The organism is Rathayibacter sp. PhB152, from assembly GCF_003751395.1.
GTDB lineage: Bacteria > Actinomycetota > Actinomycetes > Actinomycetales > Microbacteriaceae > Rathayibacter > Rathayibacter festucae.
Genome location: NZ_RJUT01000003.1, coordinates 79190 through 97653 on the forward strand (window position 1 = coordinate 79190; position 18464 = coordinate 97653).

The following is an 18464-nucleotide window of genomic DNA, read 5'->3' on the forward strand; positions in this document are numbered from 1 at the left end:
ATGAGCACCGCCACCGCCGCCCGGAGCCGCCGCTCCGGCATCCGCGGGAACGAGGCCCGCTACGGCTGGCTCTTCACCCTCCCCGCGATCCTGGTCGTCGGCGTCTTCCTGGTCGTCCCGATCGCCCTCGCGCTCTGGGTGAGCGTCAGCAACTGGAACGGTCTCGGCTCGCCGCTGGGCCCGACCGCGCAGTTCGTCGGCGCCGACAACTACCGGGCGGTGCTGCTGGACTCCGGGCTGGCGCAGAAGGACTTCGGCACGGCGATCCGCAACAACGTCTACTACGTGCTGCTCGTCGTGCCGCTGCAGACCGCGCTCGCGCTGTTCCTGGCGGTGCAGGTCAACCGCCGGGTGCTGCGCGGGCGCGGCTTCTTCCGCACCGCGTTCTACTTCCCCTCGGTGACCTCGTCGATCGCGATCACCGTGATCTTCCTGTTCCTGTTCTCGGCCTCCGGAGTCGTCAACGCGGTGCTCGGCTGGTTCGGCGCCGACGGCCCGACCTGGATGGCGGACCCGACCGGGGTGCTGCACTCGCTGCTCGGGCTCGTCGGCGTCGACGGCGCGTGGTTCGCGGGCGGCGCTCCGCTGGGGCTGACCTGGTGGGACTGGCTGTCCGGTCCGTCGGTCGCGATGTGCGTGCTGATCACCATGGCGATCTTCACCACCTCGGGCACCTTCATGCTGCTGTTCCTCGCGGCGCTGCAGAACATCGGCGCCGAGATCGACGAGGCGGCGCTGATGGACGGCGCGGGACCGCTGCGGAAGTTCTTCTCGGTGACCCTGCCGATGCTGAAGCCGACGCTGTTCACCGTGCTCACCCTGGGGCTGATCGGCACCTGGCAGGTCTTCGACCAGATCTACCTGACCGGGGGCGGCGCGCCCGGCAAGACGCTGCTCACGCCGGCGTACCTCGCCTACGAGTCGTCGTTCACGGACCTCCGCTGGGGTCAGGGCGCGGCGATCGCCTTCATCCTGTTCTTCATCATCGTCGTCCTGACGCTGCTGCAGCGCGCGATCCTCCGCGAGAAGGGCGAGCCGAGCGCCCGCCGGACCCGCCGGGCCGCCCGCGCGGACGCCGCGACGACCCTCACGACGGGAGGAGTGCGATGAGCACCCTGGTCGACTCCGAGCCGCGCACCGAGGCGGAGCCGCCGCCCCAGGCACCGCTGCCGCACCGCCGCGTGCAGCTCGGTGCCCGCGGCCGCGCCTCGCTGATCGGCGGCTACCTGCTGTTGATCGGCCTCGCGCTGGTCTACATCTACCCGTTCCTGATCTCGGTCGCGTCGTCGTTCAAGACCGACGCCGACGCGACCTCGAACCCGCTGTCGCTGCTGCCGGCGACCTGGTCGTTCGCCTCCTACGAGCGGCTGTTCACCGACGTGCCGCTGCCGCTCTGGACGCTGAACTCGGTGATCGTGACCGTCTTCGTCACGGTCGGGCGGGTGTTCTTCGACTCGCTCGCGGGCTACGCGCTCTCGCGGCTGCGCTTCCGCGGGCGCGGGCTGCTCTTCGCGCTGTTCATCGGCGTGATGAGCGTGCCGGCGGTGGTGCTGCTGATCCCGCGGTTCCTCATCCTCAAGCAGCTCGGGCTCTACGACAGCTACGCGGGGATGATCGTGCCGCTGATCGTCGACGCGGCGGGCATCTTCATCATGAAGCAGTTCTTCGACTCGATCCCCCTGTCGATCGAGGAGGCCGCGCGGATCGACGGGGCGGGCGTCTTCCGGACGTTCCGCTCGATCGTGGTGCCGATGGCGCGGCCGGCGATCGTGACGCTGTTCATCCTGTCGTTCCAGGGCTCGTGGAACGAGTTCTCGCACTTCGTCGTCTCGCGGCAGTCGCCGGAGCTGAACACGCTGACGACCGGAGTCGCCTCGCTGGTCTCCGGGCAGCTGGGCACGGGCAACCAGTACCCGCTGCAGCTCGCGGCGGCCGTGCTGATGTCGATCCCGGTCGCGGTGCTCTTCTTCGTCTTCCAGCGGCGGATCATGAACACCACGGAGGGCGCGGAGAAGGGCTGACGCCGAGGGCGCGCATAGCGCGCTGTGCTTCCGGGTCTCCTAGGAAAGATCACCTCACAAGTATGGAAGAACCATGCTGATCGAGTAGCCCGCGCAGCGGGCGTATCGAGATCCACCACCGTCTGCACCTGAGTCTGCAGACCCGCTCTGCTGGTGACGGCGGGTCTCGATACGCCCCTGGCGGGGCTACTCGACCAGCATGACGCGGCGCAGCCGCGTCCCTTTCCCTCACCACCGAGACGCGAAGCGGCTTCGCCGCTCGATACGCCGCGTGCCGCGGCTACTCGACCAGCATGCAGTTCAGGCTGATCTGAGAGAGCGAGCAGCGCGGCCTCCATGCTGATCGAGTAGCGCGCGTATCGAGATCCGGGAACACGGAAGGGGCGCCCCGCCGCAGCGGAGCGCCCCTTCCTCCGTGCTACTTCTTCAGGAACTCGAGGACGACGCGGTTCCACTCCTCGGCGTGGCTGACGTTGACGCCGTGCGGGGCGCCGGCGACGACGTGGAGCTCGGAGCCGGGGATCGCGGCGTGCGTGCGCGCACCGGAGCCCTCGAAGGGGACGGTGCCGTCGCCGCCGCCGTGGATGACGAGCGTCGGAACCATGACCTTCGGCAGGTCCTCGCGGAAGTCGGTGCCGGCGAACGCGGCCATGCAGGCCAGCGCGGCGTGCTTGGACGACTGCTTCGCGAGCGCGAGCGCGTCCTGGCGCTGCGCCTCGGTGACCTTGAGCTCGCCGTTCACCGAGAAGAACTCGGTGGTGAACTGCTCGTAGAACGAGTCCTCGTCCTTGGTGAGGCCGGCGGCCATCTCGGCGGCGGCCGACTTCTCGAGCGGTCCGTCCGGGTTGTCGTCGGTCTTCATCAGGTACGGCGGCACGGCCGACGCGAAGACGACGCTGTGCAGGCGCTCGGTGCCGTACTTCGAGAAGTAGCGGGCGACTTCGCCGCCGCCCATCGAGAAGCCGACGAGCGTGACGTCCTGCAGGTCGAGCTCGGTGAGCAGCGTGTGCAGGTCCTCGGTGAGGGTGTCGTAGGTGTAGCCGGTGAGCGGCTTGTCGCTGCGGCCGAAACCGCGGCGGTCGTAGGTGATGACGCGGAAGCCGGCCGCCGCGAACGCGGGGACCTGCTCGCTCCAGGACTCGCCCGAGAGGGGCCAGCCGTGGATCAGGACGACGGGGCGACCCGAGCCGCCGGTGTCGTCGACGTGGAGGTCCGTGTCCTTGAAGAGGCCGTGGTGGGCGGTGATCTCTGCCATGAGTCGTGCTCCTTCCGGCGCCGAGGATCGGCGTCATGCGTGGTTCGAAGGAGTGTGGCGCCGCGGATGGGGAGCGAGCCGTGAGGGGAGGGACCCTTGACAGCCCCTCCCCGCGCTGGTTAGGAGAGCGCGTCGACCGCGGCGAGGATCGCCTCGGTCTCGGTGCGCGTCGTGTAGTCCACGTGCACATCGGCGAAGCGGACGACGCCCTCGGCGTCGAGCACCAGGACGGTCGGGAACGGGATCGCGGGGGTGTCGTCGGCGTTCGAGTCCTTCACCGCGAAGCCGAGCGCCGTGTGCGCCTCGATCGCCGCGTCGCTGGGGGCGGTGACGATGCCGAGCTCGGTGGCGAGCGCGTTGCCCGGATCGGTGACGACGGTGAAGCCGAGCTCGCCGCCCAGCGTGGCGGAGGCGTCGGGCGTCTCCGGGCTGACCGCGACGAAGGCGACGCCGCGGCTCGCCAGCTCGGGGGCGAGGGTCGCGTCGTAGTGACGCAGCGTGATGTTGCAGTAGGGGCACCAGGCGCCGCGGTAGAACACCAGCACGGCCGGGCCGTCGCCGAGGAGGGAGGAGAGCGCGACGCTGTCGCCGCCCTCGGTGACCACGGTCGCGCTCGGCAGCCGCTCCCCGGCCGCGACGGCTCCGGCGGGGACGCCGTTCTCGACGAGGTCGGCCTGCTCGCTCGCGAAGACCGCAGCGAGCTCGTCGCCGATCGTCTCGGTGAAGCCGGTGGTGAAGTCGGCGGTCTGCGCGCCGATCGTCGCGGTGGTCTGCTCGGTGGGCATCGTCGTCTCCGTCCGGGCGGCCGTGGATCGGACGCTCCGGCGCGATCGTAGGGACGCGGACTCGGAGCGGACCTGGACGACGTCACGGTTCGTCATGAAGAGCCTCCGGGCGCAGACGAAGACGCCGCCCCGGATCGCGGATCGCGACCGGGACGGCGTCCGTGCTCCCGCGCGGGAGCGGGGAGGCGCTGCTGCGGACTACTGGAATCCGCCGCCGCGGTCCTCAGGGTCCTCGACGGGGTCGGAGTCGGGGGCGTCGAGCGCGTAGGTCACGTGGACCGACTCGCCGACCTCCTTGGCCGAGACGGACGTGTAGACGAGGTGCGTCTCCTGGCCGTCGACGGCGGCGTAGACGTCGACCGACTTCTCGTAGCCCCCCTCGGTGCTGACACGGGTCTCGGTCTGGCCGTCGAACGGCCCGCCCTGGAAGAAGGCGAGGTAGCTCTCGCCCTCGGAGAGTTCGCGGATGTCGTTGCTCATGGGACAGGTCTACCACTCGGCGTCGGGCGTCCGCCGGGCGGCCCGTGTCCGCGGCTCCCGCCGGGCGGCGAGAACGTAGGATGACGGGGATGACGATCGGACGCCGCCTCTTCCTGTCGGGAGCCGCCTCGGGCGCCGGTCTCCTGGTCCTCGCGGGCTGCACTCCGCCGCGGCCGACCCCCACTCGCTCCGTCACCGAGGCGCCGGTGCCCACGCCCAGCACCACCGCCGTGCCGACGCCGGCCGCCTTCGTCCGCTCGGGCTGGGCCGACGATCCCTACGCGCTCGGCGCCGTCTCCTACCTCGCGGTCGGGGCGACCCCCGAGCACCGCGACGACCTGGCAGGGAACGTGCTCGACCGCCTGTTCTTCGCCGGCGAGGCCACCGACTCCCAGGAGCCGGGCACCCTGCAGGGCGCCTGGAACTCCGGGGTCCGCGCGGCCGGCGAGATCGCCGCGATCGCCGAGGAGGGCGAGCGGATCGCGATCATCGGCGCCGGTCTCGCAGGGGCCGTCGCCGCCCGCCGCCTGCTCGACGCCGGCTACGACGTCGCGCTGGTCGAGGCGCGCGACCGCGTCGGCGGCCGCATCGCCACCAGCACCCCCGACGGCTGGCCGATCGCCGTCGACAGCGGCGCTTGGGCGCTCGTCGGCGCCGGCCCCGCGCTGCGCGAGAGCGTCCTCGACGCCGGGATCACCACCTCCGCCGTCGACCTCGCGACCGTCCTCTCGAGCACCGACGACGGCGACCGGCCCGACGTCGGCGACACCGCCGCGAAGGCGCTCACCCGTGCGCTCGAGTGGGCGGCGGAGCAGCCCACCGACCTGCCGCTCGCCGACGCCTTCGCCGGTTCCGGCGCTCCCGACCCGGCGGCCGTCGAGCCCGGCAGCGGGGACGGCGACGCCGCCCGCCTCGCCGCGTTCCTCGCGGGCGGCCCGGTGCTGCGCACGGGCGCCGCACCCGCCGAGCTCTCCGCCTGGTACGGGCTGGGCGACGCCTCGGCCGCCAGCACCGCGGAGGACGTCGCCGACTCCTCCGACGAGGCCTCCGCGGTCCTCACCGACGGCCTGGCGCCCCTCGTCGAGACGCTGCTGACCGACGTCGAGATCTCGCTGCGCGCGGCCGTCAGCGGCATCGGCTACAGCGACACCGGCGCGAGCATCCGGCTCGCGACGGGGGAGTCGTTCACGGCCGACCGCGTCCTCGTCACGGTGCCGATCGGGGTGCTGCAGAGCGACGCGATCGCGTTCGATCCGCCGCTGCCGTTCGCGCACCGCACCGCGATCGCGGCGATCGGCTCCGGGGTCGTCGAGACGCTCTGGCTCCGCTTCGACGAGCCGTTCTGGGACACCGATCCGGCCCTGCCCGCGCGCTGGTCGCTGGTGGGCTCCGCGGCCGGGATCACGGAGTGGCTGAACCTCGAGCCGTCCACCGGCGAGGCGGTGCTCGTCGGGCTCGTCGGCGCCGATCAGGCCCTGTCGCTGCAGTCGCTCAGCGACGACGAGCTGCTCGCGGTCGCGCAGTCGGCGCTCACGCCGTTCGCCGTCGCCGCCGGCTGAGCCGCTCCCGCAGCCGGGCGAGCGGGCCGCGCCACTCCGTCGCGCGCGCCGCACCGAGCGGCCGGACCCGGCTGAGCGCCAGCATGAAGGCCGCGATGCCCGAGATCAGGCCGAGCACGATCACGTCGTAGACCACGAACATCACCGGGCCGTCGACCTGCGCGGGGTCGAGGAAGAAGTAGGGGTACCAGCCGATCAGCGCGCCGCGCACCAGCGTGATCACGCCCCAGACGATCGGGAAGCCGAGCACGGTGAGGGTGCCGCGCCAGGCGACGGGGCGGCGGCCGGGGGCGAGGAGCCAGTCGAGCAGCGCGAGCGTCGGGATGACGAAGTGCAGCAGCGCGCTCGACCACGGCACGTCGACGCGGACGCCGCGGTTGTTCGCCTCCACCGCGATCAGCCCGAAGACGATGCCGGAGACGACCATGTAGGTCAGGACCAGCGCGCGCAGGGTGCTGAGCCAGCGCGGCTCGCGCTCGCGGGCGAGGGCGACGATGCCGGAGAGACCGAGGACGACGACGCCGGCCATGTTCGACTGCGTGGTGAAGTACGCGAAGAAGTTGTCGATCTGGAACAGCCGGAAGCCGAGGGTGTAGAGGAAGTCGCCGACGAGCCCGACGGCCCCCAGCCCCGCGAGCGCGAGACGGAGGATCGCGAACGCCTTCCGCACACCCGCTCCGATCCGTCGCCTCGACCAGCCCGGAGGGCCGGACGTCCGGACGATTCTACGGTCGCGGCGCTCCGAGCTCCCCGGGCGGGGGCCGTGCGGGCGGCGTCCGGGGCCGCCGGAGGGAGGGGTGCACGGGATACCGTGCACTATGCCGTTCACGCCGAGCCACGCCGTCGTCGCTCTGGCGTTCACGAACAGCCGCATCCCCGCCGCGGCGGTCGCGATCGGCGCGATGGCCCCGGACATCGGCCTCTACCTGCCCGTGCGCTGGGCCCGCGATGCGACGCACTCGATGCTCGGGGTCGTGACGGTCGACCTCGCGGTCGGCGCCGTCGGCCTCGTGCTCTGGCTGGTGCTGCTCCAGCCCGCCTGGCGCGACCTCGCGCCGTGGATCGTCCGGGTGCGCCTGCGACCGCCGCCGGCACCGCCGAGCACCGCGCGGGCGAGGACGGCGGCGATCGTCCTGGCGATGGTCGGGATCGTGATCGGCGCGGCGTCGCACGTGCTCTGGGACGCCTTCACCCACGACGGCGGTCCATTCGTCGCGGCCCTGCCGTTCCTCCGCGAGGAGCTCGGGCCGTTCGCGGGCTACAAGTGGGCGCAATACGCCAGCGGGGTGCTCGGGCTGGTCGGTCTCGGGATCGGCGCTCTCGTCTGGTACGTCGCCCGCCGGCCGCACCACGTCGCCGTCGACCACCGCGGCCCGGCGCGGGTCGCGGCGTGGACGGCCGTCCTCGCCGCCGCGGTCGTCCCGGCGGGCGTGGTGCTCTCGGGCTCGGGGCTCGACCCGTTCGAGGAGGCGTACCGCTCCTACGTCGTCGACGCGGCCGTCCTCATGGTCGTCTGGACGACCGCCGCCCTGCTCGCGGTGGCCGTGCTCTGGCACCTCGCGCTCGGCGTCGCACCACGCCAGGGGGCTGACGCGGATCCGTCGTGAGGAGGATGCGCGGGTGCATAGCCCGCCGATAGCGTCGATGACGGCCCGTTGGGGCGGGCCGCCTTCGGGGGAAGGCACAAGGGGAAATCGAGGGCCCGCGGCGAGTCGCCGCGGGCCCTCTACCTGTCTGCGGATGCGGTCTTGAACGATCACGCCGCTTCAACGCGCCCGCGCCCGGCACATGCTGGTCGAGTAGCCCCGCCAGGGGCGTATCGAGACCCACCATCACCAGCAGGGTGGGTCTGCAGACTCGCGTTCCGACGGTGGTGGATCTCGATACGCCCGCTGCGCGGGCTACTCGATCAGCATGAGGCGGCGGTCGAAGGACCAGCCGCGAGCCGTGGCTCGCGTCCGCCCCGCGGTCGCAGGCAGGCGGCGGGCTAGCGGCGCTTGCCGCCGCCCTTGCCGGCGGGCTTCTTCGGGCGGGTGGCCGCGGCGGTGCGCGAGCCGCTGCGGGGAGCGCCCTCGCCGGCCGCTCCCTTGGGCAGGACGGAGGCGGGCGGGATGGGCCGGCGGGTGACGGGGCGCACGGGCTCGCCGCGGCGGGACTGGCCGGGGATCGGGCGCGAGCGGCGGCCGTAGATCAGCTCGGAGGAGTCGAGCAGCCACGGCACCAGCGCGACGGTGACGCCGTGCACGAGCAGCAGCTTCTGGCGGATGCGGCGCGACTTGTGGTTGTGGAGGAAGCCCTCCCACCAGTGCCCGACGATGTACTGCGGCATGTAGACGGTGATGATCTCGGAGCCGTGCTCGAGGCGGTGCGCCTTGATGTACTTGATCAGCGGGTACGAGATGTCGCGGTACGGCGACGCGATGCAGCGCAGCGGGACCTCGATGTCCATCCGCGCCCAGTCGGCCTTGAGCTGCGCGGTCTGCGCGTCGTCGATCGACGAGTGCACCGCCTCCAGCGACTCGTGCCGCGCGGCGATGGCGTAGTCGAGGGCCTTGAGCGTCGGCTTGTTCATCCGGCCGACGAGGACGACGGCGTGGTCGCCGTTGGCGCCGAAGGTCGTGGTCGGGTCGACCTCGATCTCCTTCTCCACATCGCGGTAGTAGCGGTAGACGCCCGCCATCAGCACGCCGAGGATCGGCATCACCAGGTAGACGAGCCAGGCGCCGTGGGTGAACTTCGTGATCGTGACGACGACGAGCACCGCGAAGGTGAGCGTGGCGCCGAAGAGGTTGATCGCGAGGCTGGTCTTGACGGTGCGCGAGCCCTCGCCATTCCTGATCATCCGGATCCAGTGCTTCACCATGCCGGACTGCCCGAGGGTGAAGGAGACGAAGACGCCGATGATGTAGAGCTGCACCAGGCTGGTCAGCGAGGCCTGGTAGACGAGCAGGATGATCGCCGCGACGAGCGCCAGGATGATGACGCCGTTGGAGTAGATGAGGCGGTCGCCGCGGGTGTTCAGCGACTTCGGCGCGTAGCCGTCGCGGGCGAGGACCGAGCCCAGCAGCGGGAAGCCGTTGAACGCCGTGTTGGCCGCGAGCAGCAGGACGGCGGCGGTCGCGGCCTGGATCACGAAGAAGAGGATCGTGTTGTTGCCGAAGGTGGCGGCGGCGACCTGCGCGATCACGGAGCGCTGCGGCGTCGTCGCGCAGTCGGTGAAGCCGACGAGGTGGCAGGCGTTCTCGGCGTAGTGCACGTTCGAGAGCAGCGCGAGGGCGGTGAGGCCGACGAAGAGGACGATCGCGATCGTGCCCATCGCGACGAGGGTGCGCTGCGCGTTCTTGACCTTGGGGACGCGGAAGGCGGGCACGCCGTTCGAGATCGCCTCGACGCCGGTGAGCGCGGCGCAGCCGCTGGCGAAGGAGCGCAGCAGCAGCAGGACGATCGCGGCCTGGGTGAGCTGCTCGCCCTGCACCGTGTAGCCGGCCGACTCCGCGATCGGGGCGTCGCCGAAGGCCGCGCGGCCGAGGCCGACGACGACCATCACGAAGACGCTCGCGACGAAGAGGTAGGTGGGGACGGCGAAGGCCTTGCTCGACTCCGAGACGCCGCGGAGGTTCACGGCGGCCAGGAGGATCACGAAGAGGATCGCGAGCTCGACCCGGAGCGGGGCCAGCGCGGGGATCGCGGAGATGATGTTGTCGACGCCGGAGGCGACCGAGACCGCGACGGTGAGCACGTAGTCGACCAGGAGGGCCGCGGCGACCGTCAGCCCGGCCGTCTCGCCGAGGTTGGTGCGGGCGACCTCGTAGTCGCCGCCGCCCGAGGGGTAGGCCTTGATCAGCTGCCGGTAGCTGAGGACGACGACGACCAGCAGCACCACGACGCAGCCGGCGACCCAGGGCGCGAAGGTGAGGAAGGAGAGGCCGCCGAGCAGCAGGATCATCAGCAGCTCCTGCGGCGCGTAGGCCACGGAGGAGAGCGGGTCGCTCGCGAAGATCGGGAGGGCGAGCCGCTTCTGCAGGAGCTGGCCCTCGAGCTTGTCGCTGGAGAGCGGTTCGCCGATGAAGAAGTGCTTCGCGGTGCGGAGCTCGTTGGCGTCGGTGTCGTCCGCACCGGTGGGGGACGCCTTCGCGCCCGAAGGGGGGCCCTCGTGTGTCACGAGCGACGACACTACTCCGTGGCCGAGGGCAGTCAAGCCGCCGGGACGCCCGCCGCGAGAGCGCTGAACCCGCGCTGTGACCGGGCATTTCCGCAGCTGTCGGGCAAGCGGTTCCACCGAGGTCCCCATCTGTGGGACAGGGGGTCAAATCACCCTCGAACTGGGGTCACCCTCGACGCTGTGAAATCACCTGAAGTCTGTTGAAGTCGAAGACAGGTCACTCCGATGGGGGGAGCCGACGGGTTCCACCCGTCGACGCTCGGAGAGGCCTGCACCGTTCCGCCGCCTCCCGGCCTCTGACCCGAGCCCCGCTGCAGCGGCGCGGGCGCTCGCTCGGAGTGCCTGCGTCGACCCGCCCGCACCACGACAGGTCGGCCGAGACGCCGACAGAATCGACGGAACCCGTGTCCACTTCCCGCACCGCCGCGCCGCCGGCCCGCTCGCGCCTCTGGCGCGCAGCCGGCCTGGCCACCGCGCTCGCCGTGACCGCCGGCATCGCCCTCGCCGGCTCCGCCCCCGCCCAGGCCGCCACGACCGGCCAGTACCTCGTGTCGGTCGACTCGAGCTCGATCTCGGAGCAGGTCGTCCGCGCGCTCGGCGTCGCCGACGACGTGCAGTTCGAGGGCGGCGTCGCGGGCTTCACCGCCCCGCTCACCGAGCGCCAGAAGGCGGTCCTCGAGGCCGACTCGCGCGTCCTCGGCATCACCCCCGCCGACCAGGTCGTCGACGGCCAGGCGCAGACGACCCCCTCGCACGTGCTCACCGCGGAGGCCGACAAGGCCCCGGTGCGCGCCGGCGACGGAGTGACGAACTACAGCGGTCCGGCCGTCGCGGTCATCGACTCCGGCGTCAGCTCGCACCCCGACTACAACCTGAAGGAGCAGATCAACTGCTTCGGCTCGGGCACCGCCGCCGACGCCAACGGCCACGGCACCGGCGTCTCCGGCTACATGGCGGCGCTGGACAACGGCTCCGGCTCGGTCGGCGTCGCACCCGGCGCTCCGATCTACTCGGTCCGCGCGCTCGACGCGAACAACCGCGGCAACACGGGCACCCTGATGTGCGCCCTCGACTGGGTGTCCGCGAACGCGGCGAAGTACAACATCAAGGTCGTCAACATGTCGCTCGCCACCTACGGCACCGACGACGGCAACTGCGGCCGCTCGAACGGCGACGTGATCCACCAGGCGATCTGCGACCTCGAGGCCAAGGGCATCGTCTCCGTCGGCTCCGCGGGCAACACCTCCGAGGACCTCGCGGGCTGGATCCCGGCCGCCTACGACGAGGTGCTCGCCGTGACCAACATGGCCAACTACGACGGCAAGCCCGGCGGACTCGGCACGGCGCCCTGCGGCGTCCAGACCAAGGACGACGCGGTCTCGACCAACAGCAACTTCGCCGTCACGGCCGCCGACCAGAAGCACACCATCGCGGCCCCCGGCATGTGCCCGTACACCACCAAGAAGGGCGGGTCGTACGCCTACATCCAGTCGGGCACCAGCATGGCGGCCGCCGGCACCAGCGGCGTCGTCCTCGACTGCATGAGCTCCGGTGGATCCTGCGCGGGCAAGAGCCCGGCGCAGGTCCGCGCCCAGGTCATCGCGCAGGCGAAGGCGGCGACCGAGCGCGGCCGCACCTTCCAGGGCGACCCGACCCGCCCCGTCGCCGGCCGCTACTTCGGCTACGCGGTGAGCACGATCCCCGTCGGCACGGTTCCGACGCCGAACCCGACGCCGACGGCCACACCGACCGCCACGGCCACGCCCACCGCGACCCCGACGGCGACGCCCACCTCGACTCCGAAGCCGACGGCCACGCCCACGTCGACTCCGAAGCCGACCGCCACGCCGACGCCGACCGCGACGCCGACCACCCCGCCGGCGGCCGACACGCAGAAGCCGACGGTGAGCATCACCTCGCCCGCGACCAACACCACGGTCGTCGGCTCGATCCGCCTCGTGGCCTCGGCCAGCGACAACGTCGGAGTGACGGCCGTCGCGTTCTACGCGTCCGGCACGAAGCTCGGCAACGGCGTGAAGCAGTCGGACGGGACGTGGGCCCTGACCGCGAGCTCGTCGGCCTACCCGAACGCCGCCTACCAGGTGACGGCCAAGGCGCAGGACAAGGCCGGCAACGTGACCACCAGCTCGGCGATCACGCTCCGCGTCGCGAACTGAGTTCCTGAGAACCGAGAAGAGCGGTTCAGGGGCGTGCCGTGTGCACACCCCTGAACCGCTCTTCTCGGTCAAGACCTTCGTTCTGCAAGCGGAGGTCTCCGACGAGCAGGGTCACTGCAGCCGCACCGACTTGCCCGAGAAGGCTCGTTCTCCATCCCGAGAACGAGCCTTCTCGGGCGAGTCGATTCGCGCCGCAGCGTCAGGGGTGGGTGGCTGCGCCGATCAGGCGGGTGAGGGTGTCGCGGACGGCGGTCAGCTCGTCGAGGGGGAGGTCGAGGCGCTCGACGATCTGTGGGGGGACCTGGAGTGCCCGCTCGCGCAGGGCGGCTCCCTCCGGGGTGAGCGCGACGTCGAGGCGGCGCTCGTCCTCGGTGCTGCGGGCGCGCGTGACGTAGCCGCCGGCCTCCAGGCGCTTCACCAGCGGGCTGAGGGTGGCCGGCTCGAGGTGCAGGGCGGCGCCGAGGTCGGCGAGCGAGCGGGGGGCGCGCTCCCAGAGCGCGAGCATCACGAGGTACTGCGGGTGGGTGAGCCCGAGCGGCTCGAGCACGGGCCGGTAGAGGCCGATGACGGTGCGGGCGGCCACGGCGAGCGAGAAACAGACCTGGTTCTGCAGGGCGAGCGGATCGGTGTCCACGGGATCGGTCTCCACGGATTCGTCTTCCACGGATTCGTCCTCCCTTTCCCCTCGCGCACTGATCATTAGTACACTAAGCATATGCCGAAGCCGACCCGCTCCCTCTACCAGCGCTTCAACGCGCGGCTCTTCCCCTGGCTCGGCCCGCCGCCGCTCGGGCCCTACGACCAGCCCGAGCCCGAGGCTCCCGCCGGCCGCGCCTGCCCGCTCTGCGGCCGCCTGATGTCGGAGCACGTGATCGACCGCAGCGGTCCGCGCACGCAGCTGTACTGCCCCGGCACGGATCCCGCTGCGGACCCCGGCACCGCCGCCTGACGGCCCGATCGGCCCCTCCGGAGTCGCATGTCCCCTTTCGGGGGCCACGGGCTCGCACTGCCGGGGGCGGATGATGAGCGCATGTCCCGTCTGCGCTCCGACTCCGCCCGTGCCGTCCAGTTCTCCCGCTTCGGCGATGTCGACGTGCTCGAGATCGCCGACATCGCGCGGCCCCAGCCCGGTCCGGGCGAGGTGCTGGTCGAGGTCCTCGCCGCCGGCGTGAACCACATGGAGGCGTTCATCCGGCGCGGGATGTTCGACTCCGACCACTCCGCGGCCTTCCCGATGCGCCAGGGCACCGACTTCTCCGGCATCGTCGTCGGCCTCGGCGAGGGCGTGAGCGACCTCAAGCTCCGCAGCGACGTCGTCGGCCACGCGCTGGTCGGCTCGCACGCCACCCACATCGTCGTCCCGCGGGAGAACCTCGTCGCCAAGCCCGCCTCGGTGAGCTGGGAGGTCGGCGGCGCGCTGTTCCTCGCGGGGGTCACCGCCTGGCGCGCGATCGAGGCCACCCACATCGGGCCGGACGACACCGTGGTCGTCTCGGCGGCGGCGGGCGGCGTGGGCAGCATGGAGATCCAGCTGGCCAAGCTGCGCGGTGCGACCGTGCTCGGCACCTGCGGCGAGCGCAACTTCGACTACCTCCGCCAGATCGGCGTGAAGCCGATCGTCTACGGCGACGGCATCGCCGACCGGATCCGCGCCGCGGCCCCGAACGGCGTGACCGTCTTCCTCGACAACTTCGGCGGCGACAACGCGGCGCTGGCCGAGGAGCTCGGGATCGAGCCGGCCCGCTTCCACTCCAGCGACGACCGCAAGGAGATCGAGCTGCGCGCCGTCTGGCCCGACGCCGAGACCGCGCGGCGCGACACCGAGATCCTCGGCGAGCTGGTCGCGCTGGTCCGCGACCAGAAGCTGCGGGTGCTGGTCTCCGGCTTCTACCCCTACGGCTTCGTGCAGGACGCGTTCGACGACCTCGAGAAGCGGCACTCGCGCGGCAAGATCGTGCTCGGCATGAACCCGGTCGACGCGGGGCGCGTGACCAAGGCCCGCGACATCCACGAGGCCGGTGCCTAGCGTCGGCCCTCGGGCCTAGGCTCGGCTCTCGGGAGGGAGCCGCGTGGAGGAACCGGTCGTCGCCATCATCTGGATCGTCTCGTTCGTGGTCGTCACCGTGCTGGTGACGGGGCTCTCGGGCAAGGCGGGCTGGTCGGCACCCGTGGCGCTGGTCGCCGTCGGGGCGCTGGCCTCCTTCGTCCCCGGGATCCCCGAGGTGGTGGTCGAGCCGGACGTCGTCCTCTACGGGATCCTGCCGCCGCTGCTCTACGCGGCGGCGATCCGCACCTCGGTGCTCGACGTCCGCGCCCGCGGCGACAGCATCCTGCTGCTCTCGGTCGGGCTCGTGGTCTTCACGGTGCTGGTGGTCGGCGCGGTCGCCTGGGCGGTGGTGCCGGCGATCTCGATCGCCGCGGCCCTGGCCTTCGGCGCGATCGTGGCGCCGACCGACGCGGTGGCGGTGTCCGCGATCGCGGGGCGGCTGCGCCTCCCGCGGCGGATGCTGACGGTGCTCGAGGGCGAGAGCCTGCTCAACGACGCGACCGCGCTGGTGGCGCTGAACGCGTCGCTGCTCGCGATCGTCAGTACCGTGACGCCCGGCGGGATCGCGCTCGACTTCGTGCTGGCCGTCGTGGTCGGGGCGGGGGTCGGCATCCTGATCGCGGTCGTCCTCGGCTTCGTGCGCAAGCAGGTGTCCTCCTCGGTGCTCGACACGAGCCTCTCGCTGGTGACGCCGTACGTCGCGTTCATCCCGGCGCAGCTGCTGCACGGCTCGGGAGTGCTCGCGGTGGTGGTCGCCGGGCTGTTCCTCGGCTTCCGGGCGCCGGTCATCCAGTCGGCGCAGGCGCGGATCGCGGAGTCGCTGAACTGGCGCACCATCCAGTTCCTGCTCGAGAACGCCGTCTTCCTCTTCATCGGGCTGAGCCTGTCCTCGGTGGTCGCGGCGACCGCCGACTCCGACATCGGCGTCTGGCAGGGGATCGGCATCAGCGCCGCGCTGCTCGGGGCGCTGATCGGCAGCCGGGTGCTCTGGATGTGCCTGACCACCGTCCTCTTCCGGCACGGACCGCGGCGGCTGCAGCAGCGCGGCTGGACCTGGCCGACGGCGCTCGGGGTGTCCGTGGCCGGGATCCGCGGCGTCGTCACGCTTGCGGCGGCGTTCCTGCTGCCGGAGGAGACGCCGCAGCGGGCGTTCCTGCAGTTCCTGGCGTTCGTGGTGGTCGCGGGGACGCTGGTCGAGGGGCTCGCGCTGCCGCGGGTGGTGCGGCTGCTCAAGCTGCCGGCGCCGAACGAGCAGCAGGAGCACGTCGAGAAGCAGATGCTGCTGGCCGAGGCGCAGTCGGCCGGTCTGGCGCGGCTCGACCAGGAGCCGCAGGACGGCGTCGAGGAGCGGGTGCTCGACCGGCTGCGGCGGAACGCGGTGTTCCTCGCGGACGCGCTGGAGAACCCGCCGGAGGGGGAGGGCGCGGAGCCGCTGACCCACTCCTACAACCGGCTGCGGCGCGTGATGATCGCGGCCGAGCGCGAGGCGGTGCTGAAGGCGCGCGCCGAGGGCCGCTACCAGGAGCCGGCGGTGCGCAGCGCGCTGGCTTTCCTCGACGTCGAGGAGGAGGCGCTGGCGGTGGGGCGGCAGTAGCTGACCTGCCCCGGCCGCCTGGAGTGAGCGGTGAAAATCCTATAGGATCGACGGGTCCGGCCGGAGGGCCGGCGCACTCGATGATGAGGAGCCGACGAGCATGACCCGTCTCTGGAACGAACCCGCCGACTTCGCCGACGACATGGTCGACGGCTTCGTCCGCGCCAACGGCCGCTGGGTCCGCAAGGTCGTCGGCGGCGTCTCCCGCTCGACCCGCTCCGAGGAGCCCGAGGTCGCGGTGGTCATCGGCGGCGGCTCGGGCCACTACCCGGCCTTCGCCGGACTGGTCGGGCCCGGCCTCGCCCACGGCGCCGCGATGGGCAACCTCTTCGCCTCGCCCTCGGCGCACCAGGTCGAGTCGGTGATCCGCGCGAGCGAGCAGGGCCGCGGCGTGCTGCTCAGCTACGGCAACTACGCCGGCGACGTGCTGCACTTCACCGCCGCGCAGGACGCAGTCCGGGCCGACGGCATCGACTGCCGCACCGTCACCGTCACCGACGACATCTTCAGCGCGAAGCCCGAGGAGGCGCACAAGCGCCGCGGGATCGCCGGCGACCTCACCGTCTTCAAGGTGGCCGGGGCTGCCGCCGCCGCGGGCTACGCGATCGACGACGTGGAGCGGGTGGCCGTGCTCGGCAACGCGCGCACCCGCTCGCTCGGCGTCGCCTTCACCGGCTGCACGCTGCCCGGGGCCGATGAGCCGCTGTTCTCGGTGCCCGAGGGCCGGATGGCGGTCGGGCTGGGCATCCACGGCGAGCCCGGGATCGACGAGGTCGACATCCCCAGCGCCGCGGAGCTGGCCGAGCTGTTCGTGACGCACCTGCTCGCCGACGCCGAGATCCCCGAGGGCGTGAGCGTCGACGGCGCCCGGGTGGTCCCGGTGCTGAACGGGCTCGGCTCGGTGAAGAGCGAGGAGCTGTTCGTCGTCTTCAGCACGATCGCCGACCTGCTCGAGGCGCGCGGGATCACCCTCGTCGACCCGCAGGTGGGCGAGTTCTGCACCAGCTTCGACATGGCCGGCGTCTCGCTGACGCTGTTCTGGGTCGACGAGGAGCTCGAGACGCTGTGGACGGCGCCGAGCGATACCCCGGCCTTCCGCACCGGGGCGGTCGACGGCGGCGCGCTCGTGGCCGTGACCGCGACGCAGGCCGAGGAGGTCGCCGCCGAGGTCGGCGAGGCGTCGGAGGAGTCGCGCGCCGCGGCGGCGCGGCTGTCGGACGCTCTGGCGGCGATCCGCGACGTGGTCGACGCGAACGCCGACGAGCTCGGCCGTCTCGACTCGATCGCGGGCGACGGCGACCACGGCATCGGCATGCAGCGCGGGGCGCGGGCGGCCGCGCAGGAGGCCGCCGACGTGCTCGAGCGCGGGGCCGGGGCGCAGACGCTGCTCACCCGGGCCGGCGACGCCTGGTCGGACCGCGCGGGCGGGACCTCCGGAGCGCTCTGGGGCGTCATCCTCCGCAGTGTCGGCGAGGCGCTCGGCGACGACCGCGCCGTGAGCGCGCGCGAGGTGAGCGCGGGGGTGACCGCCGCCTCCGATGCCGTGCGCGGCTACGGGAAGGCGAGCGTCGGCGACAAGACGATGGTGGACGCGCTGGTGCCGTTCGCCGAGACGCTGGCGGAGCGGGCCGGTGCGGGCGACGCGCTCGCGGACGCGTGGGGCGCTGCCGCGGGTGCCGCCCGCTCGGCCGCCGACGCCACCTCCGACCTGATGCCCGGACTCGGCCGCGCCCGCTCGCACGGCGAGAAGTCGCTCGGCACGCCCGACCCCGGCGCGATCTCGTTCGCGCTGATCGTCGAGGCGATCGCGCCGCAGCTCGGCGCCGCCTCCGGCACCGCATCGACCACGAACGCACCGTCCACCCACGAAGGAGAGACCGCATGAGCACCACCTGGAGGATCGTCGTCGGATCGGACGACGCCGGCTACGACTACAAGGAGATCCTGAAGCGCGATCTCGAGGCCGACGACCGGGTGGTCTCGGTCGTCGACGTGGGTGTCGACGCGGAGTCGCACACGCACTACCCGAGCGTCGCGATCGCGGCGGCCGAGCTGGTCGCGCGCGGCGAGGCCGACCGGGCGCTGCTGATCTGCGGCACCGGCCTGGGCGTCGCGATCGCGGCGAACAAGGTCGAGGGGATCCGCGCCGTGACGGCGCACGACTCCTTCTCGGTGGAGCGGGGCGTGCTCTCGAACGACGCGCAGGTGCTCTGCATGGGGCAGCGCGTCGTCGGCATCGAGGTCGCCCGGCGGAACGTGCGGGAGTGGCTCGGCTACGTCTTCGACGAGTCGAGCGCCTCGGCGGCGAAGGTGGAGGAGATCGTCGCGTACGAGCGCTCGGGAGCGACTGCGTAAGCTGAGCCGACCGCTGTGCCGAGCGCCCT

At 72.1% G+C, this 18464-nt stretch carries 16 protein-coding genes; 10 read left to right on the plus strand and 6 right to left on the minus strand.

Annotated features, from left to right (window positions below):
- Together EDF36_RS07330 and EDF36_RS07335 are read left to right on the plus strand one after the other, a co-directional pair.
- Positions 1-1110 (plus strand): carbohydrate ABC transporter permease, encoded by a 1110-nt coding sequence (locus EDF36_RS07330; protein WP_123732499.1) that lies wholly within the window; start codon positions 1-3, stop codon positions 1108-1110.
- Entirely contained in the window at positions 1107-2021 is a 915-nt protein-coding gene (locus EDF36_RS07335) for a carbohydrate ABC transporter permease (RefSeq protein ID WP_123706320.1), read from the plus strand. Before EDF36_RS07330 ends, EDF36_RS07335 begins: the two co-directional genes overlap by 4 nt.
- Positions 2022-2439: 418 nt before the next feature.
- On the opposite strand, the gene EDF36_RS07340 is transcribed toward EDF36_RS07335, so the two are convergent.
- The 3 genes from EDF36_RS07340 to EDF36_RS07350 all read right to left on the minus strand — a co-directional run bounded on the left by EDF36_RS07340 (position 2440) and on the right by EDF36_RS07350 (position 4541).
- Positions 2440-3276: an alpha/beta fold hydrolase gene (locus EDF36_RS07340; RefSeq protein WP_123732500.1), complete on the minus strand. Its 837-nt coding sequence runs from the start codon at positions 3274-3276 to the stop codon at positions 2440-2442.
- Positions 3277-3395: 119 nt separating this feature from the next.
- Positions 3396-4061: a peroxiredoxin-like family protein gene (locus EDF36_RS07345; protein ID WP_123732855.1), complete on the minus strand. Its 666-nt coding sequence runs from the start codon at positions 4059-4061 to the stop codon at positions 3396-3398.
- Positions 4062-4259: 198 nt separating this feature from the next.
- The gene (locus tag EDF36_RS07350) at positions 4260-4541 is read right to left on the minus strand and encodes an oligoribonuclease (RefSeq protein WP_123448078.1); all 282 of its coding nucleotides are present in this window, start codon (positions 4539-4541) and stop codon (positions 4260-4262) included.
- Positions 4542-4630: 89 nt separating this feature from the next.
- On the opposite strand from EDF36_RS07350, the gene EDF36_RS07355 reads away from it, so the two are divergent.
- Positions 4631-6100, plus strand: a complete 1470-nt coding sequence (locus EDF36_RS07355) for an NAD(P)/FAD-dependent oxidoreductase (RefSeq protein ID WP_123732501.1) — start codon at positions 4631-4633, stop codon at positions 6098-6100.
- On the opposite strand, the gene EDF36_RS07360 is transcribed toward EDF36_RS07355, so the two are convergent.
- Positions 6072-6770 (minus strand): Pr6Pr family membrane protein, encoded by a 699-nt coding sequence (locus EDF36_RS07360; protein ID WP_123732502.1) that lies wholly within the window; start codon positions 6768-6770, stop codon positions 6072-6074. The two genes, EDF36_RS07355 and EDF36_RS07360, sit on opposite strands and share 29 nt — an antisense overlap.
- Positions 6771-6918: 148 nt before the next feature.
- Here EDF36_RS07360 and EDF36_RS07365 point away from each other — a divergent pair, with 148 nt between their 5' ends.
- A complete protein-coding gene (locus EDF36_RS07365) occupies positions 6919-7707 on the plus strand; it encodes a DUF4184 family protein (protein WP_123706325.1) in 789 nt (262 codons plus the stop codon).
- 380 nt (positions 7708-8087) lie between these two features.
- Here the strand turns inward: EDF36_RS07365 and EDF36_RS07370 are convergent, their stop codons facing one another.
- Entirely contained in the window at positions 8088-10166 is a 2079-nt protein-coding gene (locus tag EDF36_RS07370) for an APC family permease (protein WP_260300655.1), read from the minus strand.
- A 500-nt stretch (positions 10167-10666) separates the two neighbouring features.
- Between EDF36_RS07370 and EDF36_RS07375 the strand changes: the two genes are divergently transcribed.
- Entirely contained in the window at positions 10667-12439 is a 1773-nt protein-coding gene (locus EDF36_RS07375; RefSeq protein WP_123732504.1) for an Ig-like domain-containing protein, read from the plus strand.
- 199 nt (positions 12440-12638) lie between these two features.
- Here EDF36_RS07375 and EDF36_RS07380 read toward each other — a convergent pair whose 3' ends face one another.
- A complete protein-coding gene (locus tag EDF36_RS07380) occupies positions 12639-13073 on the minus strand; it encodes a MarR family transcriptional regulator (protein ID WP_123732856.1) in 435 nt (144 codons plus the stop codon).
- Positions 13074-13154: 81 nt separating this feature from the next.
- Here EDF36_RS07380 and EDF36_RS07385 point away from each other — a divergent pair, with 81 nt between their 5' ends.
- The 5 genes from EDF36_RS07385 to EDF36_RS07405 all read left to right on the plus strand — a co-directional run bounded on the left by EDF36_RS07385 (position 13155) and on the right by EDF36_RS07405 (position 18435).
- Entirely contained in the window at positions 13155-13388 is a 234-nt protein-coding gene (locus EDF36_RS07385; RefSeq protein WP_123732505.1) for a hypothetical protein, read from the plus strand.
- Positions 13389-13469: 81 nt separating this feature from the next.
- Positions 13470-14465, plus strand: a complete 996-nt coding sequence (locus tag EDF36_RS07390) for an NADP-dependent oxidoreductase (RefSeq protein ID WP_123732506.1) — start codon at positions 13470-13472, stop codon at positions 14463-14465.
- Between the two features lie 43 nt (positions 14466-14508).
- Positions 14509-16080 (plus strand): sodium:proton antiporter, encoded by a 1572-nt coding sequence (locus EDF36_RS07395; protein WP_123732507.1) that lies wholly within the window; start codon positions 14509-14511, stop codon positions 16078-16080.
- A 100-nt stretch (positions 16081-16180) separates the two neighbouring features.
- Positions 16181-17965 (plus strand): dihydroxyacetone kinase family protein, encoded by a 1785-nt coding sequence (locus EDF36_RS07400; RefSeq protein WP_123732508.1) that lies wholly within the window; start codon positions 16181-16183, stop codon positions 17963-17965.
- A complete protein-coding gene (locus EDF36_RS07405; protein ID WP_123732509.1) occupies positions 17962-18435 on the plus strand; it encodes a ribose-5-phosphate isomerase in 474 nt (157 codons plus the stop codon). Before EDF36_RS07400 ends, EDF36_RS07405 begins: the two co-directional genes overlap by 4 nt.
- The last annotated feature ends 29 nt before the right edge of the window (positions 18436-18464 follow it).